The sequence below is a fragment of the Nocardia sp. NPDC047648 genome (assembly GCF_040642815.1).
GTDB classification, from domain to species: domain Bacteria; phylum Actinomycetota; class Actinomycetes; order Mycobacteriales; family Mycobacteriaceae; genus Nocardia; species Nocardia gamkensis.
Genome location: NZ_JBEYSX010000013.1, coordinates 89,167 through 112,390, shown reverse-complemented (window position 1 = coordinate 112,390; position 23,224 = coordinate 89,167). Strand labels below are relative to the sequence as shown.

Below are 23,224 nucleotides of genomic sequence, written 5' to 3'. Positions count from 1 at the left end.
GGCCTCAGCAGCCCCGCGCGGAATGAAATCGCTGCCGCGCGGGGCTCCCGAGGTGGTACTACTCGCTCGCCGCTGCTCGCGCGATCAGCTCGGCCACCACGTCCGGCGCGGACACCGAGACAGCGTGGGAGGCCGAGACCTCCACGGCTTCGGCTCCCGCGCGTTGCGCCATGAATCGCTGCGCTTCCACCGGAATGTTCTTGTCCTCGCCGGTGATCAGCGCGAACGACCGGATGCCCCGCCAGGCGGTGGCGGTCGCGGGCTGTTGCAAGGCGTCCAAGGCCACCGGCCGCTGGGTCGCGGCCATCAGTTCGGCGGTGGCGGCGGGCACGTCGGCGGCGAACTGGCGGTGGAATTCCTCTTGCCGGATGTAGAGCTCGGTACCGGTGCCCCCGTCGGGAAGCGGGTAGGAGGCGGGCCGGGTGGTCGGGCCGAGCGTCGATCCGGGGAACTTGTCCGTCAACTGCAGTGCGCTCTCGCCCTCGTCGGGGATGAATGCGGCGATGTAGACGAGCGCTTCGACATTCGACTTCCCAGCGGCAGCGACCGTGATGACGCTCCCGCCGTAGGAATGGCCGACCAGAACGCACGGCCCTTCCACGGAGTCCAGAACCGAGGCCACGTAGGCGGCGTCGCTGTCGAGGCCGCGCAGCGGGTTGGCGGCCGCGATCACGGTATGCCCTTGTGCGCGCAGCCGTTCGACAACCCCGTTCCAGCTGGAGGAGTCGGCGAACGCACCGTGGACCAGCACGATGGTCGGCGCGGAAGTATCGGTGCTCACGAGTGTGGTCCCTTCGAGGTCAGGCGGGGTGCAGGGCGGACCGCAGCGTCGCGACGGCCTGCGCGACCGCGGCCTTGGCGGCATGGGTGTCGTGCAGCGAGTTGACCATCACGAAGTCGTGGACGATGCCGCCGTAGCGCACCTGCGTGACCGGCACGCCCGCGGCGCGCAACTTGCCCGCGAAGGCTTCGCCTTCGTCGCGCAGCACGTCGGCTTCGGCGGTGATCACCAGCGCGGGCGGCAGCCCGGCCAGCTGTTCGGTGGTCGCCCGCAGCGGCGAGGCGGTGATCTGCGCGCGCTCGTCCGCGCTGGTGGTGTACTGATCCCAGAACCACTTCATGCCCTCGCGCGTGAGGAAGTACCCCTCGGCGAACTGCTGGTAGGAGCCGGTGTCGAAGTTGGCGTCGGTCACCGGGTAGAACAGCACCTGCTGCACGAAGGAGACGTCGCCGCGCTCCTTGGCCATCAGGGTCAGCGCGATCGCCATGTTGCCGCCGACCGAGTCACCCGCGATCGCGATCCGGGACGAGTCGAGGCCCTTCTCCGCGCCGTTGGCGGTGACCCACTGGGCAACCCGGTAGGACTGCTCGTTGGCCACCGGGTAGCGCACATCCGGCGACCGATCGTATTCGGGGAACACCACGGCGGCGCCCGCGCCTACGGCCAGATCGCGCACCAGGCGGTCATGGGTGTGCGCGTCGCCGAACACCCATCCCGCGCCGTGGGTGTAGACGATCACCGGCAGCGTCTCGGTGACGCCCTGCGGCTTGACGATCCGGACGCGCACAGAGCCGGTCGGCCCGCCATCGACGGTGATCCACTCCTCGTCGATCTCGGGCTTGAAGATCGGCGCGTCCTGCACGGAGTCCACCGCTTTGCGGCCCTCCTCGGGCGCGAGCTGGTAGAGGAACGGCGGCTGCGAGGTCGCGTCGACGAACTCCTGCGCCGCCGGTTCGAGCGAGATGCCCAGCGGGTTTCCTGACATGATCGTGCCTCTCTCGTAAAAGGTGGTGGGAACTGTTGTGGCTCAGGCCGAGCGGGCGATCGCGTCGGTGATGACGGCGACGACCTCGTCGGGGTGGGTCTGCATCACCAGGTGTGGTCCGTCGATCTCGACCACGGCGCGGAATCCGGCGCGCTTGTAGCCGAATCGCTCGACGTCGGGATTGATCGTGTGGTCGGCGCTGGACACGATGCCCCACGCCGGTTTCGTCTTCCACGCGGCCGCCGAGGCGGGCTCGCCGAACGCGATCGCCGACAACGGCCGTTGCGAGACCGCGAGGACCGCGGCCTTCGCCGGATCGAGGCCGCCGGCGAAGATCGCGGGGAAGGCGGCGATGTCGACCGAGACGTCCGTGCCGGGCTCGGCGCCCTCGATCGGGTACGGCGCGTAGACGAGGTGGGCCGCCAGGTCGGAATCCGGGAATCCGCCCTGCAACTGCCCGAGGCTCTCGCCTTCCTCCAGGGCATAACCGGACACGTAGACCAAGCCCACGACGTTGTCGGCGACGCCTGCCACGGTGATGACCGCCCCGCCATAGGAATGCCCGGCCAGCAGCACAGGCCCGTCGATCTGCTCTACGAACGACTTGATGTAGGCCGCGTCGGCCGACAGGCTGCGATTGAACACCGGGGGAACCAGGACGCGATGGCCTCGGTCGAGCAGCCGTTCGGTGACGGGGGCCCAGCTCGCGGCGTCGGCGAAGGCGCCGTGCACCAGGACGATGGTCGGACTTGCCGGGGCAGACATCGTGTTCCTTTCTCCAGCGCTCGCAAGTGGCGCTGCGGCCGACTCAGTCTGGGCCGCACGCCCCGTTTCGCGCCCCTCCCCACGGGCCACAAAAGCCTCCGATCAGGACACGGCCTGCTCCAGCACCAGATCCGTGCGGGCGGTCGACCGGAAGCGCTGCTGGTACTTGCGCGGGGAGATGCCCAGACGGGTCACGAACGCGCGGCGCAACGCCTCGCTGGTGCCGTAGCCCGCGGCCATGGCGGCCTCCGTCACGCTGTATCCGGCGTGCAGCATGTCCCGGGCCGTCCCGAAACGGATGAACGCGACGTACTCCGCGGGCGAGCGTTCGAGTTCCGCGCGGAACAGCCGGGTCAGATGCCGGACGCTGACGCGCGCGTGGGCGGCCAGCGTCTGGACGGTGTGCGGATAGGCCGGGTCGGCGCAGATGAGGTCCACGACTCCGCGAACCAGCGGGCTGCGCGGCGCCGGTCCGCTCAGCGACGCGGAGAACTGGGATTGACCGCCCGCGCGCTGCATGTGCACCACCAGCGACTGGGCCACGTGCCGGGTGACGTCGGCGCCGTGGTCCTCTTCGACCAGCGCCAGCGCCAGATCGACGCCCGCGGCGACCCCCGCCGAGCTGTACAGATTGCCGTCCCGCACGAAGATCGCGTCCGGATCCACCTCGATCGACGGGTAGCGCCGCGCCAGTTCGGTCGCGAACTTCCAGTGGGTGGTCGCCCGCCTGCCGTCGAACAGGCCCAGATCGGCCAGCAGGAACGCGCCGCTACAGATGGACGCCAGCCGCCGCGTGTTGCAGGAGAGATGCCGCGCGGCGGCCAGCACCTCGGGAGTCACGAATTTGCCGGGTGGCAGCTCGCTTCCCGGGATCACCACCGTGTCGAAGCGGCCCGAGTCCTCGGCCGCGCAGCTCACCTCGACCCGCGCGCCGATCGAGGTCTGCGCGTCCTTGCCATCGGCCGAGACCAGGACTACCTCGTACCCCGCCACCGTCTGGTTCGCCTCGACGAAGACCTCCGCGGGCCCGACGAAGTCGAGCATCTTCACGCCGTCGAACACCAGGATGCCCACACGTTTGCTGGGCGGAGCGGCGAAGTTGTAGGACATGTCAACATTATTATGGAGGTACGGCTCCAGAACAAGTGATGTGCCGGACCTCGCACGCCGATTGGTACGGTGAGCCCATGGGACGGCCGCGCCAGTTCGACGAATCGAACCTGCTCGACGCCGCGACCGAGCTGTTCTGGTCGAAGGGTTTCGACAGCACATCGGTGGAGGACGTCTCGCTGGCCACCGGCGTCGGGAACGGAAGCATCTACGCCGCCTACGGCAGCAAGCAGGGTCTGTTCCTGGCCGCGTTCGAACGTTATTGCCAGCGCCGCACGCGGCTGGTCCGTGAGGCCATCGGTTCGGCGCGCGGTTCGGCCCGCTCCGCGGTGCGCGGGCTGTACCAGGCGATCATCGAAGACTGCGCCGCGCAGCCGGATCGGCGCGGTTGCCTGATGATCAACAGCATCGCCCAGCTCGCCGGCCGGATCCCCGAAGTCGCCACCATCGGCAGCAGGACCACCACGGAGATGGAACAGGGCGTCGCCGACCGGCTGCGACCCGCGATGCGCGCGGCCGGAGACGACGACGAAGCCACGCTCTCAGCTGTCAGCGCCAATGTCGTGGTGGTCGCCCAGGGGCTGATCCAATTGAGCCGCTTGGGATTTCCCGCGCAGCGGCTGCACGAGATCGCCGATGTGTCGAGTGCGGCCCTGCCATCGGCCTGGGCCGATCAGCTCGTGCACTGACCCGGTGCGAGGACATCGGCCGCCATCTGTCTCCGCCCGAGTGCCGGTGAGCGCCCTGCGCGCGTCGGCTTGTTCCGACCCGCCGAAGCGCGGGACGCCGCCGCAATCGATCCTCCGGCCGTCGTCAGGCGTGTATCGACCTGCCGCGCAGCGAGCGCCGTACGACGTCAGCGCGTCGTCCGGCCCGCCCCGGTTCAGGGAAGCGTGCCCGCCGCCCGGCCGTTCGTGACGCGGAGCAGGTCGAGCTTCCCCGCGTCGTCGCTCCCTGCCGCGGCCGTGTACGTGACCATGCGGAGGTCCGCGCCCGGAACGACGAGGACGTCGCAGTCGAGGGAGATGTCGCCGATCTCGGGGTGCCGGATCGTCTTCCGGTCGCTCGTGTGCTGGGACGCGGTCGCCGTCGTCCAGAGCTGGGCGAAGGCCTCGGACGTGGTCCGCAGATCGTGGACGAGGCGGTCGAGCCGGGCGTCGGCCGGGTAGCGGGACGCCGCGTCCTTCAGATCGGCGACGATCGAGGCCGCGAACGCGCCTTCCGCGCGGTCGGACCGGAAGGGCCGGACCGAGGTGCGCGCCGCGCCCGCGCCGAAAACGGCCCGCGCCAGGTTGCGCTCACCGGCCGGGACCATCGAGGGGTCACCGTGCAGGGCGCTCCACATGCCGTTCCACCACACGAGCGTCCAGTCGGCGGCGAAGACCCCGATCGGGACGTCGCCGAGACGCGCGGTGAGCCGTTGGATGCCAGGGGGCACGTGCGTGCCGATCGTCCCGTCCTGGGGCGGCAGGAGCCCGGCTCCGCGATACAGCTCGTCGCGCTCGGCCCGGGAGAGCTGCAAGGCTCGCGCCAGGGCGCCGACCACCTGCGCCGAAGGGTTACGCGCCCGTCCTTGCTCCAAGCGCAGGATGTAGTCCACCGAGAGCCCGGCCAGCTGAGCGAGCTCCTCCCGGCGCAGTCCCGGAGCGCGGCGGCCGCGCGTCACGGCGAAGCCGGCGTCGGCGGGCGACAGGCGATCCCGCCAGGTGTGCAGGAGTTCGCCGAAATCGGAGCGAGCGGAAGTCACGCCTTCATTCTGGCCCCCGCGGGCGGGACCAGCCTGGGTACTGCCAGTCCAGGTGACGGGCGTGGCACTGGTTGCCAGGGGCCGCGGCGGTGACCATGGAGACGCCCGACCGGGCCGTCGGAAAACAATGCGGGAGGTTCCATGCCGTCGACCATCGTGATGACCGGGGCGAGTCGCGGGATCGGCCGTGTCGCCGCGGAGCGCATTCTCCGGGAGGCGCCGCAGGCGCATCTCGTCGTCGCCGCCCGCGGGGCCACCGGCGCACGACTGGCCGCCGAACTCGGCGGGACCGGGAGCCGGGTGTCGCACGTCGCCGTCGACCTCGGCGTGCCGGACAGTGTGCGTTCGGCCGCGGTCGAGATCCGCGGCAGGCTCGAACGGGGCGAGCTGCCGCCGCTGCACGGTTTCGTGGGCAACGCGGGGATCCAATACACGAACGCGCTCACGGAGGGGCCCGGCGGATTCGAGTCCACCTTCGCTGTCAACGTGCTCGCCAACCATCTGTTCGTCCGCCTGTTGGAGGACCGCTTCGAGACCCCGGCCCGGATCGTGATCACGGTGAGCGACACCCATTTCGGCGACTTCGCGCACAACTTGGGGATGGTGCCGGGCCCGGTCTGGCGGTCGCCCGATGTCCTCGCCCGCCCCGGCGCGTTTCCCGAGCCGGGCGGCACCGCCGCCGGACGCACCGCGTACTCGACGAGCAAACTCGCCGCCATCTACCTCGTGCACGAGTACGCGCGCCGCCTGCGGACCGGGATCGATGCCGTGGGCTTCAACCCGGGGTTCGTCCCCGGCACCGACCTCGCCCGCAACGCGGGGCCGGCGTCCAGGTTCGCGATGCGCCGTATCCTGCCACTGCTGACCCGCACGCGGTTCGCGACCAGCCCCGCCGCCGCCGGGCGCTGTCTCGCGGACGTCGTCCTCGGCGCCACCGCCGCGCCGACCGGCGCCTATGTCGACCGCGACCGGGTGGCCCGCTCGTCGGAGGAGTCGTACGACCCGCGGCGCGAAGCCGAACTCTGGGAAGCTCTGGAGCGTTTCATCGCGCCCTACGCCGCGTGAGCCGAGAACCCCTCCGACTCGAAACTCCTAGCCGGTGGAACCGCCGACCCGACAGCGAAGCACCCGGTCCCGGTGCGGGGTGACCCGCCGATCGCGGCTCAGCTCACAGGTAGGGGAAGCAATCGATGTCGCGGTGCGTGAAGCAGGGCTGCTCGACCGGTCGCAGCCAGCGGGCCGGGACGCGCAGCGGTTCGACCTCGGGCAGGCGCACGGGCCGGTCCTCGCCGTCGAACAAGGTCCCGCGGACCCGGAACACCCCGTCCGGCAATCCGAGGGCATCGGCTTGCTCGGGAGTCAGCAGCACGGCGATGCGCGAGTTCGCGGTGATCCGCAGGCCCTCGACGGTGATCGGATCGCTGGTGTGATCGATCCCGGTGACGGTGAGCCGGAACCGGCCGCCGCGCAGCCACGACCACGCCCAAGTGAGCGAGCCCGGCTGGTCGCAATCGGGGTATCGACTGCGCGGCAGGCGCTGCGGGACCAGCACCATATAGGTGCACCCGACCTCGATATCGCGGGTCCGCATACTTTCAGCGTGACCGCCGCACCGCCTGCTCGCAAGGAAACCGGCAAAACCACCGCACCACGTGCGGGCGAGGGTTCGGGGCGAGCGGATGGTTGAGAACGGCACTACCGTCCTCAGCGGATGAGGCGATCGCCGAACGCTTTGCCACCGATCCGTCCGACCGTGAGATTCCTCAGCTGCGATCGAGTGAACGTCACTTTCAAGCGGTTCAGTATGGGGGCGAGGGGCCGGGGATCGATGTCGCGGAGTGCCTCGGTGAGCAGGCGGATGGGTTCGCCGCACGAGTCGTAGCGGTCACCGGGGTCCTTGGCGAGCGACCGGTGCAAGATCGCGTCGACTTCGGGCGGGATCCAGCGGTGGCGCGCGGAGAGCGTGGGAGGCGGCTCGTGCAACTGGGCCTCGGCGGTGGCCATGAGGTTCGCGCGAGCGAACGGTGTGTGACCGGTGAGCAGTTCGATGGCCGAACAGGCCAGTGCGTACTGGTCCGTCGCCGGGGAAACGGTCTCCGCTCGCAGTAGCTCCGGCGCGGCGTATGGCACCGAGACGACGACGAAACCATTGGAGGACAAAGGCGGTTCGGGCCGGTGCAGCCACCGGGCCGAATCGAAGTCCGAGATCTTGACCGTGGCGGGCTCGTCCGTGCCGACCAGCACGTTCGCCGGCTTCACATCGAGATGGACCACCCCGTTGGCGTGGGCGAAGTCGAGTCCGGCCGCGACATGCCTCAGTACGTGGAGCACCTGCCGGAGATCGGGGTGCCGATGCGGCACCAACGTCGAACCCGTCGCACCTGCCACGTACTCGTGCGCCGACCACAGCCTGCCGTCGGTTTCACCGTGCGTATACATGCGCACGATGTCGGGGTGCCGCAGCGCCGACAAGATGTCGAACTCGTGCACGAATCGAGCGCGCGCCTCGGGCGATCGGCTGTCCTCGGGTCCCAGGATCTTCAACGACACCGGCCGCGACCATTCCGGATCCTCGGCCAGGTACACCGCGCTGCTGCCCCCGTGACCGAGCGGGCCCCGCACGATGAATCCCGCGAACTGGTCACCTGGTTCTAGCAGCACCGCCTCACCATAGTTCGCCGCACGGGCTCGCAGGCCGGGGTTTGCCCACGTGTGCCCAACGGCACTGCACCACGGCGGCAGGTTTTCTGCCGGAGCCGTGGGCCTGCTTCCCCGCCGACCTGAAGGTTGTGGTGCGAACACCTCAGGCCGGCAGGCAACAGATGGGCGTCAGACGGCAGTGATCGTCAGGGTGTAGCCGGCCGGCCCGCCATCGGCGGAGGAGACGACGACCTGGTAGTCGTTGCCGTCGGCGACGAGATCGGCATGCGGGACCTCGTTGGCGACCTGCGGCCCGATCAGCGGGGCCACCGAGACGCGGGCATTGCCGGTGACGTCGAAGCTCAGGCGCTGCCCCGGCGCCGTGGCGATGGAGTAGCTGTCGGCCTTGCCCTGGGCGACGTTGCCACTGGCATCGATGTGGTTCTGGCCAGGGGCGATCTGCAGGCGCTGCACGACACCGGGGACCGAAGGAATGCCGGGCGCGGCTTGGGCGGTCGCGGCCCCTCCGGCCGCGGTGAAGCCGACGACGGCGAGCACCGCGGGCACGGCACCCACCAATGAACGAAACAGTCGAGATGCGGTCATGGCCATCATCTTTCCTCAGGACGTGTGCGAGATCTCATGCGGCTGCGATTAATCGGCAACTGGGCGGCCGGACCTGCGCAGACGGAGGACAACGACATCGTCCGGCAGGCTCCCGGGCGTGGTCCGGTCGCCATCGCTGCTTGCCGCGCTGGGCTCGCCAGGTCAGCGAAGTTCCACCCGGACGAACGCGTCGGCAGGCTGCGTCGAGGCGAGACACGGACGTCGAGGTGCTCCCGGCGCCGCGCGGTCAGCCGGGTGCGTCGACGGATCGGGTGAGTGCGAGGTAGAGCCAATGATGCGCGGCGCCGACGGTGGGGGTGTGGGTGATCCGGTCGGTGAGGTGCCAGTAACGGTGGATGCGGTGATCGGTGTCGGTTGCGCCACTGAGCAGTTCGTGGCGGAACTGTGGTGTGTCGCGGGTGCCGCGGGCGGCGGCGTGGGCGTCGACGAACTGGTCGAGCTCGGGGCCGGGCCGAGGTGGCTGGTGGGCGAGCAGTCGGTGACCGGCGGCCTGGCATGCCTGAGCGACCCCGGCAAGGAGCTCACGCCGGTGGCGGATGACGGTCCGGTCCGATCGCCAGAACTGGCGTGACATAGCGACGTGGAGCGCGGGATCGGCGGTGAGAGAGACCAGTTCGGCATAGGCGGCGATGTCGTGGGCCGGGGGGTCGTCCGGTAGGCCGGGCACATTCATCGCGACGAATTCGTCGAGCAGGCCCGGTGGGATGGGAGCGAGTACGCGTCGCCAGAACGTCACGATCGCGTCGTGTGTGCGGTGGCGGTCCTGGATCGCGGCCAGCGCTTCCAAACGAGCGGCCCGTTGGGTCGACGCGGCGTCTTCGACGGCCCGCAACGAGGCACGCCGCCACGTCGAGGCGGCCAGTTCGATGTCCAGCGCACGACGTTCGGCGGAGACCGCGTCGGCGAGGGAGACGGTGCCCGCGAGGACGTCCGCTATCGCGCTCAGAGAGACGCCGAGCGCGCGCAGCCTGCGCACCAGCAGCAGACGATCGACCGCGGTGCCGGAATCGAAGATCCGGTGCCCGCCGGTGGTGCGGTGTGAATCCAAGATCCCGTGATCGCAATAGAAGCGGATCGTCCGGACCGGCACGGCGGTCAGCCGCGACAACTCCCCGATGCTCACCGAGCCGGTATGTCGTGTGTCGTCGGTCACGATCGCTGGAACCTCCACCCGGGTGGAGTTCCTACCGTACTGGAACACCCCCGCTGAGAAGGAGCACGCTGATGACCGAGAGCGCGACGATGACCACCGACCAGATGTGGCGAGCGGTCGTCGCTGAACGGTCGAGTTTGATCGAACTGCTGGAGACTCTGCCGGAGTCCGACTGGAACCGCGCTTCCCTGTGCGAGGGCTGGCGGGTCCGTGACGTCGTCGCCCACATCGTGCTCTCCGCGAACCCCGGCCTCGGCTGGATTCTGGTCAACGTGCTTCGCGCCCGTGGCAACTTCGACCGCGCCATCCGGGAGACCGCGATCCGTCTCGCCGACCGCACCACGCCGCCCCAGTTGCTCGCCGCGCTGCGCGAGGGAATCACTCTGCGCTCGACGCCGATCGGCACCACCCCCGCCGATCGACTGATGGACCTGCTGGTACACGGCCAGGACATCGCGGTGCCCCTCGGCATCACCCGGCAGATGCCCGTCGATGCCGCGCGATCGGCTCTCGAAAGAATCTGGGCCACGAACGGATTCCGATCCCGCGAGCTGTCCCGGTATCACCTCGTCGCCACCGACACCTCTTGGGCCGTCGGCTCGGGACCTCTCGTCGAAGGCCCGGCCGCCGCACTGCTCCTGCTGGTCACCGGTCGCCGCGCCGGGCAGGAACACCTCGCGGGCGAGGGCGTCCCGCGACTGAACACCCGGTAGCCGCCGAGAATTCGGAGTTCGTGTCGGTGCCTCGTGCCAAACTGACGACGTAGTCACCTGGCCAGAGGAGAACGAAGTGGCCACCATTGATGACCGCCCCACGGTGCGACTGGTCGCCCATTGCCGTCGCTGTCACGGTTGGCTCCTGTCGCCGCAATCGGTCGCCCAGGGAATCGGACCGACCTGCGCCGCCCGGGAGCGAGCCGAGGCTGCGCGGAATTCGGCAGAACTGACATTGTTCGAGGTCGCGGCGTGAGTGCGAGCCGGTCGCCGGTCGGCGGGCTCGGCTGATCGGTCCACGGGTCAAGTGCGCATGGCGGCGGCCGCGATCGCAACCGCTGCACCGGTCGCCGTCTCGCGCCGGTGTTCCAGACGGGTCATCCGCCTCGGCGCATCAGCAGATGGCCTCTGCGGAACCGCTCGTTCTCGCACGGTTCACGCAGCATCCGGCCGATTTCGATGAATCCGGCGGCGCGAGCCAGACTCGCGAGGTCGTCGATCGGCCACCGGTAGGCTGCCGTCACTTTGTGGTCGAACACCGTCACCGGCTCGTTCTCCGATTCGAAGAACGCGAGCAATAGGTGTCCACCAGCGGCGAGCACCCGATGGAACTCGGCGAAGTACGAGGGGACGACCTGCGGCGGGGCGTGGATGACCGAGTACCAGGACACGATGCCGCGCAGCTCGCCGTCGCCCAGGTCCAAGGCGTCCATGGAACCGACCTCGAACCGCAACTGCGGGTAGGTCTCGCGGGCGAGCTCGATCATCACCGGTGACAGATCGACGCCGAAGACGTCCAGTCCCAGGTCTCGCAGGTGCGCGGTCACAGGTCCGGGGCCGCACCCGAGTTCGGCGACGAGTCCGGGATCAGCGCTCCGCGTGACTTCGGCGAACGCGGCGAGCACCGCGCGATCCAGTGCGATGGCCTCGAGATCGTCGCGGGGGAGTTCGGCATAGCGGACGGCGACGGCATCGTAGGCATCTGCCGTCGCACGAAGGTGCGAGGAGGGTTCGATCACAAGCAAGCACCCTAGGGCCTCCGAACTCCACGGCTGCGATCAGGACATCAACTCCTCTGTCTCGCAACGTAATCCGAGTACTGCCGCGCACCAGGCCGGATATCCGCAACCTCGGCTCCGCCCTGCACCGGCGAAGTCGCTCCCGGCCTGCGGGCCACTTCGAATCCGTTGTCTCGCCCCGGTCCGGAACCCCGACCCGCGATATGAATGCTCTTTTCTTCTCGGTGTTGTTTCCGTGTTTCCAACCCTGACCGCCGCGACGAGGGCTACCCAGTGCCAGCCGGAGCCTGGGCACCACGTGACCAGGTTCGCGCCAGCGGGTGCGGGGATACTGGCCACGTGCCACTGGACAGACGGGCAGAACTCGGCGAATTCCTGCGATCCCGGCGGGCGCGCTTGCGGCCCGAGGAACTCGGCCTGCCGGACTACGGCGGTCGGCGCCGCGTTCCCGGGCCGCGCAGGGAAGAACTCGCGCAGCTGGCCGGGGTGACACGTCGGTTACGCACTCCTCAAATGCCCGCGTACGGGGAGGGAGACGACAGTGTCACCTATCCCTACAGCAGCCCCGTGATTCGGCGCGGCGAATGCACGAATCCTGCTGAAGTACTAGCTCGCCGACTGACGGAAACAACGAAAACTCTACTGGCAGGCCATGTTCCGCTCTATCTGGAACACGGCAACATTCCAACGAAGCCGTAGCCGCGCAAATTCACACGTAGGTCGTGTTGCGAAGTAGGTGGTCGTGGGGATCGGTGTGGGCTGTCACTGGGGCCGCGATTCGTTCGACGTCACCGATCCGTGCGAGCAGCCTGTGTCTCGACGCAGGCGACGGCGGCGTCGAGCGCCGCCTCCAGCGGCGCGGGTTCGCGCTGGGCCCGGGAGACGAGCATGCCGCCCTCGTAGGCGGTGACGACGACGAGCGCTAGGCGGTCGATATCGGTGTCCTCGCGCAGTTCTCCCGCATCGCGCATGGCGGTGAGGCCCTCGGCCACGGCGGCGGTGAGGCGGCGTAATCCGGCGGCCACCAGTTCGAGGAGTTCCGGATCGGTGTCGGGGATGTCCTCGGCGAACGAGGCCAGCGGACACCCTGTGCGGCAGCCGGTCGCGCGCGCCGCGGCGACCACCGCGTCCCGCCACGCGCGCAGATCCTGCAGCGAGCGCATATCGAGCAGCCACTTGTTGGCGGCCACGACCTCCGTGCTGGATTGAATGACCGCCGCCAGCAGGTCCCGTTTGTTGTCGAAGTAGTGATAGAGCTGCGAGGCGCTGACGCCCGCCTCGTGCTGGATCGCCTCCATCGTAGTGCCGCGCGCACCGTTCGCGAGCATCAGGCGCGCGGCGGCGTCGACGATCCTGGCGCGGCTACGCAGTCCTTTGGCGGTCAGGGTGTCGGTGGACGCAGGCATTGGGATCTCCGAACTCGATTTTGGTATTGCCATTCCATTCTGCGCTCCGAGAATGAGAGCAATGGACACAACGAATCCATTGGCGGTCCCGTCGGCTTCGACCGCGCTGGTGACCGGAGCGACGAGCGGTATCGGATTCTCTGTCGGTCGCGCGCTGGCGCGGCTCGGCTGGACCGTACTGGTGCACGGGCGCAGCGCGGAGCGTGCGCGGGATGCGGCCGCGCGCATGGGCGACGTGCCCGGCGGTCTCATTCCCGTCGATGCCGACCTCGAGACGCGGTCGGGGGTGCGGCGACTGGTCGATCAAGTGCACCGCGCCGCACCGGACGGTCTCGGCGTCCTGGTCAACAACGCGGGCGCCGCGTTCGATCGGCACGGCCTCACCGCGGACGGCGTCGAACGGACGGTGGCCGTCAACCACCTTGCGGCCGCCGGACTTACCCACAGCTTGGAATCGCTCCTGAAACCGATGGGTGAACAGCGGCATTCATCGCCGCGGGTGATCATGATGACCTCGTATCTGGAAGCGCGGGCCCGTCCGATCGAGGACTGGACATTGCCGGGGGAGTGGACGCAGATGCGCGCGTACGCGTCGAGCAAACTCGCCAACCTCGCCTACACCTACGCGCTGGCCGAACGGTGGCACGACCGTATCGAGGTATACGCGGTGGACCCCGGGGCCGTGCGCACCGGATTCCAGCGCAGCGCGGGCGGTCCGCTGCACCTGATCGGCCTCCTCGGCGCTCCGTTGATGACCTCACCGGAGCGGCCGGCGCGCACGGTGGTCGCGACGGCCACCGGACCCGCCCACCCGAGCGGCAGCTACATCCGTGCGGTCCGCGGCGTGGACACCGGACGCACGAAGCTGTCCTCGGCCCACTCCCGCGATCGTGCCTACCAACGCGACGTCTACGACGCCACCCAGCGCTTCCTGGGCGGCTGACGGTACTCCACAAAAGACCGGCCAGGCTACCGCGAGTTTCTCCGGATACTCAGGCCCGGGGACGTGCTCGTGATCTGGGAGCAGAGCCGCATCACCCCGCGAGGAGGAGAAGAAGGGGTGAAGCACATCTGGCTCGCGTAACCCAGCTCTTCCCCGCTGACAGCCCTGTGCGAGCCCTGCCAACCAAGAAGTCCGCCGAGCAGTGGATCGGAGAGAACTCCTCGTGGCTGTTGTTCTCGGAGAGCGACGGCGACGGACACTTCATTGCCCGAACCCGGGGCCGACCCCGTTGCCGTCTACAGCATCGAAAGAATCCCGTTCGGAAGTGAGGAGGTGACACCACGATGCGAAGGCTTCCAGCGCGACGGCTGGGAAATACTCGCGCAGTGCGTGCCGCAGGCGTTGAACATGGCGGGTGTGCCGTGTCCGCGCCGTGCTCGAGACCCTGGGAACATCGGCGACAAATGTTCGGGTTGGCGCAGGGGTCATGTTGGTCCGGTCGAGCGGCAACACCTCTACCGGCTCGCGCGACCTTGGTCGGAAGGAGACCGCGCGGATGCGCCGCAGCGGGTCCGGCCGGGGTTGCGGCGGCTGCTGGACTCGGCCGCCGACGTGCCCGCGTACATCGTCGGCCGCAACACCGATGTCCTGGCCTGGAACCGCCTGGCCGCCGCGCTGATCACGGACTTCGGCGCACTACCGCCCGCCCAGCGGAACCTGGCCCGCCTGGTCTTCCTGGACGAGGGCATGCGCAGCCTCTACGCCGACTGGCCGGAGAAGACCCGCGACGTGGCCGCCTACCTCCGGCTCGACGCCGGGCGTCACCCGGAAGACCCGGAAACGGCGGCGCTGCTCGACGAACTCTCGGCTGCCAGCCCCGAGTTCCGGCAAGCGTGGGCCGAGCACCAGCTGAAGGACAAGACCCACGGCCGGTACGTCTACCGGCACCCAGTGGTCGGCGAACTGGACCTCGGCTTCGAAACCCTGCGTCTCCCGGACGATCCGGACCAAGCGCTGATGGCCCACACGGTCGAAGAGGGCTCGCCCTCGCAAACCGCCTTACGGCTACTCGCGAGCTGGGCCGAGGAAACGCGGCCGGTGACCTGAGAGCACTCACCGCCGCCGCGGAAACCGGCTGCCCGCCGATGGCACAATCCCGCTCGCTTCCTCCACCATGGCTCCAGCTTCGATCACAGTGCTGGACAGCGATCTACACCCGGCCTCGGACTCGAACGGATCCGGATGTGTCAAGGAGACGCTGGTGATGATCCGACCGCTGTAAGCGGTTATGTCTCGTTCATCAGCAGCTCGTATGACCTGCATCGGTCGCTCAGGCTGTACAGATCGGTCTTGACCAAGAGCTCGTCGGCGCCGGTGGCATCGACCAGCGCCTGTAGCTGCGGCAGCACAGTCGAAGTGCCCCCGACGAATACGCCGGTCAGCTCATCGTCTGTCTTCCGATTCTTCGCATACCCGTGTGCCTCAGCTGTTCGAGGACTGGGTAGCTGGGTAACGCCGCGCACCACGCTCAGGTGCGTGCGACGAAATCGACGACCGATCTGGTCGGATCGGCCCTGGTGTGGGAAAGAAACGTTCGTTCGTGACCCACACCAGGGGTGATTGCGTTAGTTGAGCTGTTGCGGTACTGCCGTGAACCCCGTCTCGCCGACGGTGATGACGCAGTGCACGTCATGCCGGTCGAGCTCGTGCAGCGCTTCCAGCAAATGGGTGGACATCAGCGATTGCCACTGTTGCCATTTCTGGTCTTCGGGATAGAGCGAGGATTTGCTCACCTCGACGTAGTAGGCGCGCAGTTCATCGTCCGTGACCGCGAACTCGATGGGCAGATCCAGTCGTTCACCGCCACGGCCGGTGATCTGCAAGCCCTGATCCGACGACGAGATCTCCACCTGCCACTCGCGGCCTGCCGCGATCACCGATTGCGTCAGTTCGGCTGTGGTGGGGTGCGAGCTAGGCACGACATTTACCTCCAGGGAACGCAGTGACGATGACGCCGTTATCGACGATGACTGTGGGTTCGACGGTTTTCGCGATCTGCCCGTTGACGTGGTTGACCAAGTATATCTGCCCTGAGTAACAGGTTCTAGCGCCCTGCGGGACAACGAGGTCGGGAGTATCCAACGATTTACTGATCGCCAGATCAGCGATGTCGCGCCAGTTGCGGTTTTCTATCGCTGCAAGCCCTTGCCACTCCTCGCCGTGCTTGGTTTGGATGTGTCGGAATCCATAGTCGGTGTTCCCGCAGTTCAACCGCGCTTTGCTGTACTTCGCGACAACTTTGTCTTCGGGAGTGCTGATACCGCACGCTCCCCACACTTGCTGTGCGGAAGCTGTTGGCGCGGAACTGATGACGGCGGGAATCGTCGCTGCGATCAAGGCAATGATGGTGAGTTTCGTGTGGTTCATGATCTCCCCCTTGGGTGTTGCGATCCATGCACATCAGCAACTGTTGAGTTGCCGTCTGGGATAGGCTTTCTTATTCATCCACTTGGACGTGGCCGTTCTAGACGCCGTTCCATTGTGTGATCTACATCACATGTCATCGGCCGTGGTGTCGTCAGAAGAGGGTGTCGCGGGCCCGCAACGGTCGTAGCCGGTGGGTCCAAACTGGGCTGGTTCGGCGTCGATATCGACCTCGATCGCACCGAAGGGGTCAGCGTTGTCCGAGTGGGCCGGTGAGATATGTCAGGCTATTGATTTGCGCGATGTGACCGGCCCTCGTTCAACTGCGCCTCAAGTGATGTGATCTCATCCAGATCGATCTTCAGCGGCTCGACCATCGGGAATTTATCCATTGCCAGCACCGAATCCGCTACAGCAGGCGCGAACACATCACTCCGGAGGCGGCGGGGTTGCGATCGTGACGGTTGCCCCGCGCTCGGCCGCAGCGCGGCGCGCGGCGGCAACTACGGAATCGGCCCGAGCACCACCCGTGTCCAACTCGCCGGTGCCGGGGCTCACCGGAGCCGCTGGATCCGGCAGGTAGCGCCGCCGCCGCAGTGCCGAGGTCCTCGACTTGCTGGGCGAGGAATGGATCCCCAGGCCAGAATCCCAACCGCCCAGCGATCATCGGCTCACTCTTTGCGGGTGAACTCTGTCGGGCTCCTCCGGCCGGGACGTGATGGCTCGGATCCTGCGTCTTGCCGCTCGGCGGTGATTACCGGCGCGCCTGATACATCGCGAGTTCTCCCCGTCGGGCAGCCCGCCACCACCGCTGCCCGGAGTCGATACCCCGCCGGATCTTGCGCACAGCGGGTATCTGGGTGAGCAGGTGTCGCTGGTAGCGCCACGGCATTTGGGGCCCGTGTCGAGCCGCCATCGCATAGGCGAACTGCACGGCGCTGCGGTCGAGATACCTGTCGGCGTGTTCGAACCAGATCATGCTGGTACGGGCGGCGGCCTGGATCGGGCGCAGCGCAGCGCGCCGCTGCGCATCGTAGTTCTCCAGCGCGTCGGCGACCTCGGCATGTTCGTACAGGCTCTGTGCGAGCACGACGGCATCGACGATTGCCAACCGGGTGCCCGAGCCGATGGTGAAATGCGTTGTGTGCGCTGCATCGCCGAGCAGCACCACATTGTCGTGATACCAGGCATTGTTGGTTATCTCGGGAAAGCGGCTCCACCTGGCGAACTCGCCTCGCGTCTTGCTGATCAACGAGTGACCGTCGAGAATGCGCGCGAATATGTTCTCCAGAACACGCAAGTTCTCCGAGTTGTCCAGGGAATCGAATCCTAGTCCGTGCCAAGTCTGTGGTTGGCACTCGACGATGCAAGTGCTGATTTTTTCGGCAACCGACGGATAGGCATGGAACCAGATCCAACCGGCCGAGGTGTGCTCGAAGGCGAAGGTGAAGCGGCTGAAGACCTTGTCCGTACCGAGCCAGATATATCGATTCTCGCCGAGCGTGACGGACGTGCCGAAACGAGGATCGCCCAGCTGCCGTACCCTGCTGTTCGCGCCGTCGGCGGCGACGATGAGATCGGTGTCGGCCAAGCCGGACAGATCGTGGACCTCTTGCCCGTGCTGGACATCGACGCCCAAGTCGCTCGCCCGCCGGGAAAGTACGTCGAGCAATGCAGCGCGCCCCATGCTGAACCCGTAGCCCCCGAAATGCGCGGTCTGGTCGTCGCGCACATGGATTGCCTGTTCTCGCCATAGAACCGAGCCGGCACGCACCGCCTGGGCGCTGTCGGGGTCGTTGCGATACAGAATGTCGAGCAGGTCGTCCCAGTACACGACGCCCCAGCCATAGGTGGACCCGAGGGGATCGCGGTCGATCACCGTGATGTCATGCGCCGGGTCGCGCCGCTTCATCGAGATGGCGAAGTACAACCCGGCCGGCCCGCCACCGACACACACAATCTTCATCTCGTCACCGGTTCCAGCCCGATCGGTCGAACCTGGCCGCGCATATCGCTACTCGATGCGACCGAGCCCGGCACGCTGTGCGTGTCCGGGCTCGGTCACCGGCGCTAGAAGCTGCCCCAGCCACCCCAGCCGGGTGGGTTGAACCAATTCCACCAGCCTGGGCCGTTACCCCAGCCGCCGCCGTTACCCCAGCCGCCGTTACCCCAGCCGCCGCCGTTACCCCAACCCCAACCGCCGTTACCCCAGCCGCCGCCTTTGCCCCAGCCGCCGCCGTTACCCCAGCCGGGGCTGTCGACGAGTTGGGTTGCGGAGGTAGGCGTCGTTGCGTGCGCGCTGGGCGCTTGCGCCGCGGCTGCGACGACCGGAATCGCGGCGACAGCGGCTATACCGCTGGCGGCGGCCAACCGGGCGAACTTCGTGTGTGAATTCTTTCTCTCGAACATGATAGGGCTCCAGATACAGTCCCGACCTAGTTGAATCCTACGCTGTTTCGCCGCACTCCAGAAGTTGCGCGTTGACAAATAGGTGCAGAAACAGGGAGGTGGTCGGCCGGTGCCCTATACGGATCAATTTGCGGAGCAATTGCGGAGTTGAAACAACGCCACCGGGTGGCTCAGCTGCTGGGATCGAGACGCCCCACGACCTCGGCTACGACCGGAATCAGCGCCTGCTCCGTCCCGCTCGCCCCTGATCGGACAACCGCTGCCCGGCCGTCCCCAGGCCGAGCAGTGGTCTCCGGTATCGGCCTGGCGGTCCGGCCATCGGCTCCGGGCGTGGGCCGAAGATCCCCCCGCCCGCAGCCGCCTCCGACTCGGTCGCGTACTCGCATTCGCCGGCCATGATGGGTGCCACCGGGAGCGGTCGGCGTCCAGTTGCCGCCCCCATCTTGTATCTCCGGCGATGCCTGGCTCGGGAGATCAGCTACAGGAAAGCAGCGATTCGAAGGCGCTGTGCAGGTCGGACTCATCGAAGACCTGGAGCGCATCGTCCGATGCGGTGTGACGCCAGATGACGTAATGAGCAGCCAGATAGCGAAGATCTCCCCACGGCTCCTGCGCGTGGACTCGCGCCAGCACTCGTCCGCAGCGCAGGCATTCGAGCCACGGAACGACGAGCAGGCCCGTCAGGGCAGCGTTCGCAAGGCCGATCCGGGCTGGTGGGACCGGCGTCGTCCGATCGTCCGGGAGCAGCCGGATGGACGCTTCATCATCGGAATCTCTTACGCACGCGATGATTTCGTCGTGGCGGGCCAGCCGCTCGCCCCATTGCTCGGCAAGTACTTCGATTTCGGCGCGTGTTCGGTCGCTGATGGGCACCTGCTGTTCGAGTAGCCGTTGGGTCAGCATCCACAACCCTGCTTCCTGGTGGCCGGACTCGCGGCAGGCGCGGAAGCTTTCGGCGTCCTCGGCCGAGGGCAGCAACGCGGCCAATCGTTCCCAGAGGTCGGCTTCGTATGCCGCGTATCGGCTATCGCTACCCACTGGCGCGACCCTACTGCACAGATCCGTGCACGTGCCGGCTCGAATACTTCGCGGGCATCCACGTCCGACGGCAGTTCCCCGCGGTCGACGGCCCTGCGGATGACGTGCGCGGTTCGCTCGAAGCGGTCGACCCAGAAGCGTCGGCACCTCGGGATCGGCCGACAGGGCGGTGGTCGTGCCCAGCAGCCGCGCGATGCCGGGGCGCGAGATCAGGTGGGAGATCGCCAGATAACGGAGGCGGACGGGCGGGTCCTCGTCTTCGGCGGCGCCGCGAGCGGCCGGGGGCACGGGATGGAGCGTCGGGCCAGCAGCGGCCCAGCTGCTGTCGCGGTTGCTTCACTACCTCGCGCTAGGGAGCACCGGAAAACGCGCACTTGACATTGCTAGTAATTTCAGTCGAGACTGAACTGACTAGCTTGAGTTCGTATGGAAGGTGGTCGCGATGACTCCGCGTCCCGTGCAGGCGAGGTTCAACAGTCTCGGCACCTCGTGTGCCGGTGACCTGTATTTGCCGGAGGCGGACGCCCCGGTTCCCGGTCTGGTGCTCGGGCACAGCGGGGTGATGGTCAAGGAGGCGCTGGCCGTGTTCGCGCCGCACTTCGTGCGCGCCGGGTTCGCCGTGCTCGCGATCGACTACCGCACCGTCGGTGCCAGCGAGGGCGAACCTCGGGGCCAGGACTATCCGCAGCGGCAGGTGGAAGACTTCCGCAGCGCGATCTCCTACCTCCAGAGCCGACCGGAGGTGGACCCGGCACGGATCGGGTTGTGGGGTGTCAGCGTCGGCGGCTCGGTCGCGGTGCAGGCCGCGGTGCTCGATCGCCGCGTGAAGTGTGTCGTGGTGCAGAGTCCCAGCGTGTGGAACGGGTGGCGGTACCTGGAGAGGTTGGCCGGCCGCGCCGGTGTGCAGGCGCTGCGCGACCGGCTGGACGAGGACTGGCAGCGCCGCTACGAGGGCGCAGCCAGTGCCAGGGTCCCGCACCTGAGTCTGGACGGGGAGACCGTGCGGGACACGCCGGACCTGGCTGCGGAGATGTTCCCCAGCTACCGCAACGAGAAAACACTCGACTCCACCGAGCACCTGCTCACCTTCGCGCCGGAAAACCTCATCCACCGGCTGGCGCCCACCCCGCTGTTGATGGTCGCCAACGGCGGGTGGGACCCGTACCACATGCTCGAGGAGGCACAGAGCGCGTTCGCCAGGGCCGGCGAGCCGAAACGGCTGGAGGTGCTGCCCTATGACGTCCTCGGCCTCTACACCGGTCCCGGCCTCGACGAGGCGATGGCGCTGGCCGTGGACTGGTTCGACCGCTACCTGCGTAAGACCCGGCTCGCCACCGTCACCCCGACCCCTACCCGCGAGTCGGTTGCCGCCATGACACAGTGACGGCTCCGAGAAGTCGGCTGAGGAGGAGCGCTGTGTCCAGTCAGGACAACCGGGATGAGGTGCTGCGGTGGATCGAGCGGGTGGCCACGTTCTGCGTGGAGGAATGGGCGCTCGCACCGATCACCGGACGCATCCTCGGCCTGCTGATGATCTGCGACCCGCCCGAGTGCTCCGCCGGCCAGATCGCCGAGACGATCCAGGCCAGCCGCGCTTCGCTGACCTCCAACATGCGTTTCCTCGCCGCCATCGGGCTGGTTCGCAAGGTTCGCGTGCCGGGTGACCGCACCACCTACTACCGCATCGAGGACGACGCCTGGCACAAGGTGATCCAGCGCAAGCTCGACAGCCTCGGCGCCTTCGGCGACATCGCCGATGAAGGCATGAAACTCGCCGGTGGCAGAGGGCCGCACACCGAACGTATCCGCGCCGCCCAGCAGTCCCTGACCTGGCTACGCGACATCGCCGCCCGCAATCCTCCGACAACGTAAGGACTTCTCGTGCAACGCCTGCGACTGGACCTGGACCCGCTCCGGGAAACCTTGCTGCTCACCCTCTACGCGAGGGTTCTGGACGCCGAGCTTCCCCACCCGATCCTCGGCGACATCCACTCCGCCGGCATCGCCGACGCGATCGACTACGACTTCGCCAAGCTCGGGCTGAAGCCCAGTCTCGTCTGCGGCACCGCCCTACGCGCCAAGAAACTCGACGAGGCGGTCCGGACGTTCGTCGCCGGCCACCCTGACGCCGTCGTGCTCGACCTCGGCTGCGGCCTCGACACCCGAGTCCTCCGCTGCGACCCGCCCGCCGGCGTCGACTGGTACGACGTCGACTTCCCCGACATCGTCGACCTGCGGCCCCAGTTCCTCCCGGACCGGTCCCTGCGCATCGGCGCCGATCTGACCACACCGGGCTGGCTCGACCCGCTGCCTCGCGACCGGCCGGCCATGATCGTCGCCGAGGGCCTGCTGCCGTTCCTGCCCGGCGACACCTTCCAGCGGATGACCCAGGAGTTGACCGCGCACTTCGACACCGGCGAACTCGCCATCAACGGCTACACCCGCTTCGCCGCCTGGTCGATGAAGTACCACCCGACGATCAAGGCCATCGGCATCACCGCCGCGCAGGGCTTCGACGACCCGCACCACCCCGAGACCTGGAACGCCGGCCTGACCTTGGTCGAGGAGCAACTACTCACCCGCGCCCCGGAAGTCGCCGACTTTCCCCAGCCACTGCGCGCGGCCACCCGGCTCATGAGCCACAGCACCGCGCTGTCCCGGCAAGGCACCCGCATCCTCCGCTACCGGTTCTGATCAACCTCCATCAGCAGCACACCGCGCGATCTCCTGATCCGGCGCGGTCAGCCTGTACGCAGTCGTGCCAATTCCACCGTGGTGAGCCCGTTGGTCAGCAACCATTCGGCCGCGCCGCCGTAGTTCGCGGACAGTTTCGCGAGGAAACGCCGCATCACCTCGGCCTCGACGCGGAGAATGCCGGGTCCACTCGAATCGACCCCGGTCACGCGCGGTGGCTTTGCTCGCCGCGGTCCGCCCGAAATTCGGCGAGTTCTCGAAGCACGGTCCGCGGTAGCCGGGAGCATCGCCGGAGCGGGGGTGATAAATGCCGATCCGGGCTGGTGGGACCGGCGTCGTCCGATCGTCCGGGAGCAGCCGGATGGATGCTTCATTATCGGAATCTCTTACGCACGCGATGATTTCGTCGTGGCGGGCCAGCCGCTCGCCCCATTGCTCGGCAAGTACTTCGATTTCGGCGCGTGTTCGGTCGCTGATGGGCACCTGCTGCTCGAGCAGCCGTTGGGTCAGCATCCACAACCCTGCTTCCTGGTGGCCGGACTCGCGGCAGGCGCGGAAGCTTTCGGCGTCCGCGGCCGAGGGCAGCAACGCGGCCAATCGTTCCCAGAGGTCGGCTTCGTATGCCGCGTAACGGCTATCGCTACCCACTGGCGCGACCCTACTGCACAGATCCGTGCACGTGCCTAGAGAAAGAGGGAGGCGGTGAGCTGTGGAGGGTGGCATGTGAACGGATGTGGATAAGTGGGGATGGGCTTCGGGTTGAGCGCGGT

The 23,224-nt window shown here is 67.7% G+C and carries 28 protein-coding genes and 1 pseudogene; 11 read left to right on the top strand and 18 right to left on the bottom strand.

Annotated elements, in window-relative coordinates; all coding sequences use genetic code 11:
• Window positions 1–58 precede the first annotated feature (58 nt).
• The 4 genes from ABZ803_RS25500 to ABZ803_RS25485 all read right to left on the bottom strand — a co-directional run bounded on the left by ABZ803_RS25500 (window position 59) and on the right by ABZ803_RS25485 (window position 3,641).
• Window positions 59–781, bottom strand: coding sequence for an alpha/beta hydrolase (locus ABZ803_RS25500; protein WP_357042926.1), 723 nt, complete (start codon window positions 779–781; stop codon window positions 59–61).
• Window positions 782–800: 19 nt separating this feature from the next.
• On the bottom strand, window positions 801–1,766 hold the full coding sequence (locus ABZ803_RS25495) for an alpha/beta hydrolase (protein ID WP_357042924.1): 966 nt from the start codon (window positions 1,764–1,766) through the stop codon (window positions 801–803).
• 42 nt (window positions 1,767–1,808) lie between these two features.
• The gene (locus ABZ803_RS25490; RefSeq protein WP_357042922.1) at window positions 1,809–2,531 is read right to left on the bottom strand and encodes an alpha/beta hydrolase; all 723 of its coding nucleotides are present in this window, start codon (window positions 2,529–2,531) and stop codon (window positions 1,809–1,811) included.
• Between the two features lie 102 nt (window positions 2,532–2,633).
• Window positions 2,634–3,641, bottom strand: a complete 1,008-nt coding sequence (locus ABZ803_RS25485) for a DJ-1/PfpI family protein (protein WP_357042920.1) — start codon at window positions 3,639–3,641, stop codon at window positions 2,634–2,636.
• A gap of 77 nt (window positions 3,642–3,718) precedes the next feature.
• Here ABZ803_RS25485 and ABZ803_RS25480 point away from each other — a divergent pair, with 77 nt between their 5' ends.
• A complete protein-coding gene (locus ABZ803_RS25480) occupies window positions 3,719–4,330 on the top strand; it encodes a TetR/AcrR family transcriptional regulator (protein ID WP_357042918.1) in 612 nt (203 codons plus the stop codon).
• A gap of 194 nt (window positions 4,331–4,524) precedes the next feature.
• Here the strand turns inward: ABZ803_RS25480 and ABZ803_RS25475 are convergent, their stop codons facing one another.
• Entirely contained in the window at window positions 4,525–5,388 is an 864-nt protein-coding gene (locus ABZ803_RS25475) for a helix-turn-helix transcriptional regulator (protein WP_357042916.1), read from the bottom strand.
• A 141-nt stretch (window positions 5,389–5,529) separates the two neighbouring features.
• Here ABZ803_RS25475 and ABZ803_RS25470 point away from each other — a divergent pair, with 141 nt between their 5' ends.
• The gene (locus tag ABZ803_RS25470) at window positions 5,530–6,453 is read left to right on the top strand and encodes an SDR family NAD(P)-dependent oxidoreductase (RefSeq protein WP_357042915.1); all 924 of its coding nucleotides are present in this window, start codon (window positions 5,530–5,532) and stop codon (window positions 6,451–6,453) included.
• A gap of 103 nt (window positions 6,454–6,556) precedes the next feature.
• Here ABZ803_RS25470 and ABZ803_RS25465 read toward each other — a convergent pair whose 3' ends face one another.
• The 4 genes from ABZ803_RS25465 to ABZ803_RS25450 all read right to left on the bottom strand — a co-directional run bounded on the left by ABZ803_RS25465 (window position 6,557) and on the right by ABZ803_RS25450 (window position 9,808).
• Entirely contained in the window at window positions 6,557–6,979 is a 423-nt protein-coding gene (locus ABZ803_RS25465) for a hypothetical protein (protein ID WP_357042913.1), read from the bottom strand.
• Between the two features lie 113 nt (window positions 6,980–7,092).
• On the bottom strand, window positions 7,093–8,049 hold the full coding sequence (locus tag ABZ803_RS25460; protein WP_357042911.1) for a serine/threonine-protein kinase: 957 nt from the start codon (window positions 8,047–8,049) through the stop codon (window positions 7,093–7,095).
• A gap of 168 nt (window positions 8,050–8,217) precedes the next feature.
• On the bottom strand, window positions 8,218–8,640 hold the full coding sequence (locus ABZ803_RS25455; RefSeq protein WP_357042909.1) for a hypothetical protein: 423 nt from the start codon (window positions 8,638–8,640) through the stop codon (window positions 8,218–8,220).
• 241 nt (window positions 8,641–8,881) lie between these two features.
• Window positions 8,882–9,808 carry a MerR family transcriptional regulator gene (locus ABZ803_RS25450; RefSeq protein WP_357042907.1) on the bottom strand — a complete coding sequence of 309 codons (927 nt, stop codon included), beginning with the start codon at window positions 9,806–9,808 and terminating at the stop codon, window positions 8,882–8,884.
• Window positions 9,809–9,879: 71 nt separating this feature from the next.
• Between ABZ803_RS25450 and ABZ803_RS25445 the strand changes: the two genes are divergently transcribed.
• The gene (locus ABZ803_RS25445) at window positions 9,880–10,521 is read left to right on the top strand and encodes a maleylpyruvate isomerase family mycothiol-dependent enzyme (RefSeq protein WP_357042906.1); all 642 of its coding nucleotides are present in this window, start codon (window positions 9,880–9,882) and stop codon (window positions 10,519–10,521) included.
• A gap of 76 nt (window positions 10,522–10,597) precedes the next feature.
• A complete protein-coding gene (locus tag ABZ803_RS25440; RefSeq protein ID WP_357042904.1) occupies window positions 10,598–10,777 on the top strand; it encodes a DUF6011 domain-containing protein in 180 nt (59 codons plus the stop codon).
• Between the two features lie 121 nt (window positions 10,778–10,898).
• Here ABZ803_RS25440 and ABZ803_RS25435 read toward each other — a convergent pair whose 3' ends face one another.
• Entirely contained in the window at window positions 10,899–11,540 is a 642-nt protein-coding gene (locus tag ABZ803_RS25435; RefSeq protein ID WP_357042902.1) for a class I SAM-dependent methyltransferase, read from the bottom strand.
• A gap of 345 nt (window positions 11,541–11,885) precedes the next feature.
• On the opposite strand from ABZ803_RS25435, the pseudogene ABZ803_RS25430 reads away from it, so the two are divergent.
• Window positions 11,886–12,032 (top strand): annotated as a pseudogene (locus ABZ803_RS25430) (transcriptional regulator); the annotation flags it as partial.
• Between the two features lie 296 nt (window positions 12,033–12,328).
• Here ABZ803_RS25430 and ABZ803_RS25425 read toward each other — a convergent pair.
• Window positions 12,329–12,946: a TetR family transcriptional regulator gene (locus tag ABZ803_RS25425; protein WP_357042900.1), complete on the bottom strand. Its 618-nt coding sequence runs from the start codon at window positions 12,944–12,946 to the stop codon at window positions 12,329–12,331.
• Between the two features lie 61 nt (window positions 12,947–13,007).
• Here ABZ803_RS25425 and ABZ803_RS25420 point away from each other — a divergent pair, with 61 nt between their 5' ends.
• Both ABZ803_RS25420 and ABZ803_RS25415 read left to right on the top strand, forming a co-directional pair.
• Entirely contained in the window at window positions 13,008–13,889 is an 882-nt protein-coding gene (locus ABZ803_RS25420; RefSeq protein ID WP_357042898.1) for an SDR family NAD(P)-dependent oxidoreductase, read from the top strand.
• 333 nt (window positions 13,890–14,222) lie between these two features.
• The gene (locus tag ABZ803_RS25415; RefSeq protein ID WP_357042896.1) at window positions 14,223–14,996 is read left to right on the top strand and encodes a transcriptional regulator; all 774 of its coding nucleotides are present in this window, start codon (window positions 14,223–14,225) and stop codon (window positions 14,994–14,996) included.
• A 179-nt stretch (window positions 14,997–15,175) separates the two neighbouring features.
• Here ABZ803_RS25415 and ABZ803_RS25410 read toward each other — a convergent pair whose 3' ends face one another.
• The 6 genes from ABZ803_RS25410 to ABZ803_RS25385 all read right to left on the bottom strand — a co-directional run bounded on the left by ABZ803_RS25410 (window position 15,176) and on the right by ABZ803_RS25385 (window position 20,048).
• Window positions 15,176–15,298 carry a hypothetical protein gene (locus tag ABZ803_RS25410; protein ID WP_357042894.1) on the bottom strand — a complete coding sequence of 41 codons (123 nt, stop codon included), beginning with the start codon at window positions 15,296–15,298 and terminating at the stop codon, window positions 15,176–15,178.
• Window positions 15,299–15,514: 216 nt separating this feature from the next.
• Window positions 15,515–15,868 (bottom strand): hypothetical protein, encoded by a 354-nt coding sequence (locus tag ABZ803_RS25405; protein WP_357042892.1) that lies wholly within the window; start codon window positions 15,866–15,868, stop codon window positions 15,515–15,517.
• Complete coding sequence (locus ABZ803_RS25400) at window positions 15,861–16,316, bottom strand: hypothetical protein (protein WP_357042890.1); 456 nt, start codon at window positions 16,314–16,316, stop codon at window positions 15,861–15,863. Before ABZ803_RS25400 ends, ABZ803_RS25405 begins: the two co-directional genes overlap by 8 nt.
• Window positions 16,317–17,067: 751 nt before the next feature.
• A complete protein-coding gene (locus tag ABZ803_RS25395; RefSeq protein ID WP_357042888.1) occupies window positions 17,068–18,279 on the bottom strand; it encodes an FAD-dependent monooxygenase in 1,212 nt (403 codons plus the stop codon).
• Window positions 18,280–18,383: 104 nt separating this feature from the next.
• Window positions 18,384–18,722 carry a hypothetical protein gene (locus ABZ803_RS25390; protein WP_357042886.1) on the bottom strand — a complete coding sequence of 113 codons (339 nt, stop codon included), beginning with the start codon at window positions 18,720–18,722 and terminating at the stop codon, window positions 18,384–18,386.
• A 474-nt stretch (window positions 18,723–19,196) separates the two neighbouring features.
• Window positions 19,197–20,048 (bottom strand): hypothetical protein, encoded by an 852-nt coding sequence (locus ABZ803_RS25385; protein WP_357042884.1) that lies wholly within the window; start codon window positions 20,046–20,048, stop codon window positions 19,197–19,199.
• A gap of 154 nt (window positions 20,049–20,202) precedes the next feature.
• On the opposite strand from ABZ803_RS25385, the gene ABZ803_RS25380 reads away from it, so the two are divergent.
• The 3 genes from ABZ803_RS25380 to ABZ803_RS25370 are packed head-to-tail and all read left to right on the top strand — an operon-like array spanning window position 20,203 to window position 22,454.
• A complete protein-coding gene (locus ABZ803_RS25380; protein ID WP_357042882.1) occupies window positions 20,203–21,144 on the top strand; it encodes an alpha/beta fold hydrolase in 942 nt (313 codons plus the stop codon).
• 32 nt (window positions 21,145–21,176) lie between these two features.
• A complete protein-coding gene (locus ABZ803_RS25375) occupies window positions 21,177–21,632 on the top strand; it encodes a hypothetical protein (protein ID WP_357042880.1) in 456 nt (151 codons plus the stop codon).
• A 9-nt stretch (window positions 21,633–21,641) separates the two neighbouring features.
• Window positions 21,642–22,454: a class I SAM-dependent methyltransferase gene (locus tag ABZ803_RS25370; protein WP_357042877.1), complete on the top strand. Its 813-nt coding sequence runs from the start codon at window positions 21,642–21,644 to the stop codon at window positions 22,452–22,454.
• A gap of 47 nt (window positions 22,455–22,501) precedes the next feature.
• On the opposite strand, the gene ABZ803_RS25365 is transcribed toward ABZ803_RS25370, so the two are convergent.
• On the bottom strand, window positions 22,502–22,663 hold the full coding sequence (locus tag ABZ803_RS25365) for a tyrosine-protein phosphatase (protein WP_357042874.1): 162 nt from the start codon (window positions 22,661–22,663) through the stop codon (window positions 22,502–22,504).
• A gap of 91 nt (window positions 22,664–22,754) precedes the next feature.
• On the opposite strand from ABZ803_RS25365, the gene ABZ803_RS25360 reads away from it, so the two are divergent.
• The gene (locus ABZ803_RS25360; RefSeq protein ID WP_357042871.1) at window positions 22,755–23,141 is read left to right on the top strand and encodes a hypothetical protein; all 387 of its coding nucleotides are present in this window, start codon (window positions 22,755–22,757) and stop codon (window positions 23,139–23,141) included.
• The last annotated feature ends 83 nt before the right edge of the window (window positions 23,142–23,224 follow it).

What these genes read in the sequence shown, in the direction of transcription:
- ABZ803_RS25490 (WP_357042922.1), bottom strand. Translation starts at nt 2,531, where the DNA reads ATGTCTGCCCCGGCAAGTCCGACCATCGTCCTGGTGCACGGCGCCTTC.
- ABZ803_RS25455 (WP_357042909.1), bottom strand. Translation starts at nt 8,640, where the DNA reads ATGGCCATGACCGCATCTCGACTGTTTCGTTCATTGGTGGGTGCCGTG.
- ABZ803_RS25480 (WP_357042918.1), top strand. Translation starts at nt 3,719, where the DNA reads ATGGGACGGCCGCGCCAGTTCGACGAATCGAACCTGCTCGACGCCGCG.
- ABZ803_RS25390 (WP_357042886.1), bottom strand. Translation starts at nt 18,722, where the DNA reads ATGTTCGAGAGAAAGAATTCACACACGAAGTTCGCCCGGTTGGCCGCC.
- ABZ803_RS25495 (WP_357042924.1), bottom strand. Translation starts at nt 1,766, where the DNA reads ATGTCAGGAAACCCGCTGGGCATCTCGCTCGAACCGGCGGCGCAGGAG.
- ABZ803_RS25465 (WP_357042913.1), bottom strand. Translation starts at nt 6,979, where the DNA reads ATGCGGACCCGCGATATCGAGGTCGGGTGCACCTATATGGTGCTGGTC.
- ABZ803_RS25425 (WP_357042900.1), bottom strand. Translation starts at nt 12,946, where the DNA reads ATGCCTGCGTCCACCGACACCCTGACCGCCAAAGGACTGCGTAGCCGC.
- ABZ803_RS25400 (WP_357042890.1), bottom strand. Translation starts at nt 16,316, where the DNA reads ATGAACCACACGAAACTCACCATCATTGCCTTGATCGCAGCGACGATT.
- ABZ803_RS25485 (WP_357042920.1), bottom strand. Translation starts at nt 3,641, where the DNA reads ATGTCCTACAACTTCGCCGCTCCGCCCAGCAAACGTGTGGGCATCCTG.
- ABZ803_RS25380 (WP_357042882.1), top strand. Translation starts at nt 20,203, where the DNA reads ATGACTCCGCGTCCCGTGCAGGCGAGGTTCAACAGTCTCGGCACCTCG.
- ABZ803_RS25470 (WP_357042915.1), top strand. Translation starts at nt 5,530, where the DNA reads ATGCCGTCGACCATCGTGATGACCGGGGCGAGTCGCGGGATCGGCCGT.
- ABZ803_RS25420 (WP_357042898.1), top strand. Translation starts at nt 13,008, where the DNA reads ATGGACACAACGAATCCATTGGCGGTCCCGTCGGCTTCGACCGCGCTG.
- ABZ803_RS25445 (WP_357042906.1), top strand. Translation starts at nt 9,880, where the DNA reads ATGACCGAGAGCGCGACGATGACCACCGACCAGATGTGGCGAGCGGTC.
- ABZ803_RS25395 (WP_357042888.1), bottom strand. Translation starts at nt 18,279, where the DNA reads ATGAAGATTGTGTGTGTCGGTGGCGGGCCGGCCGGGTTGTACTTCGCC.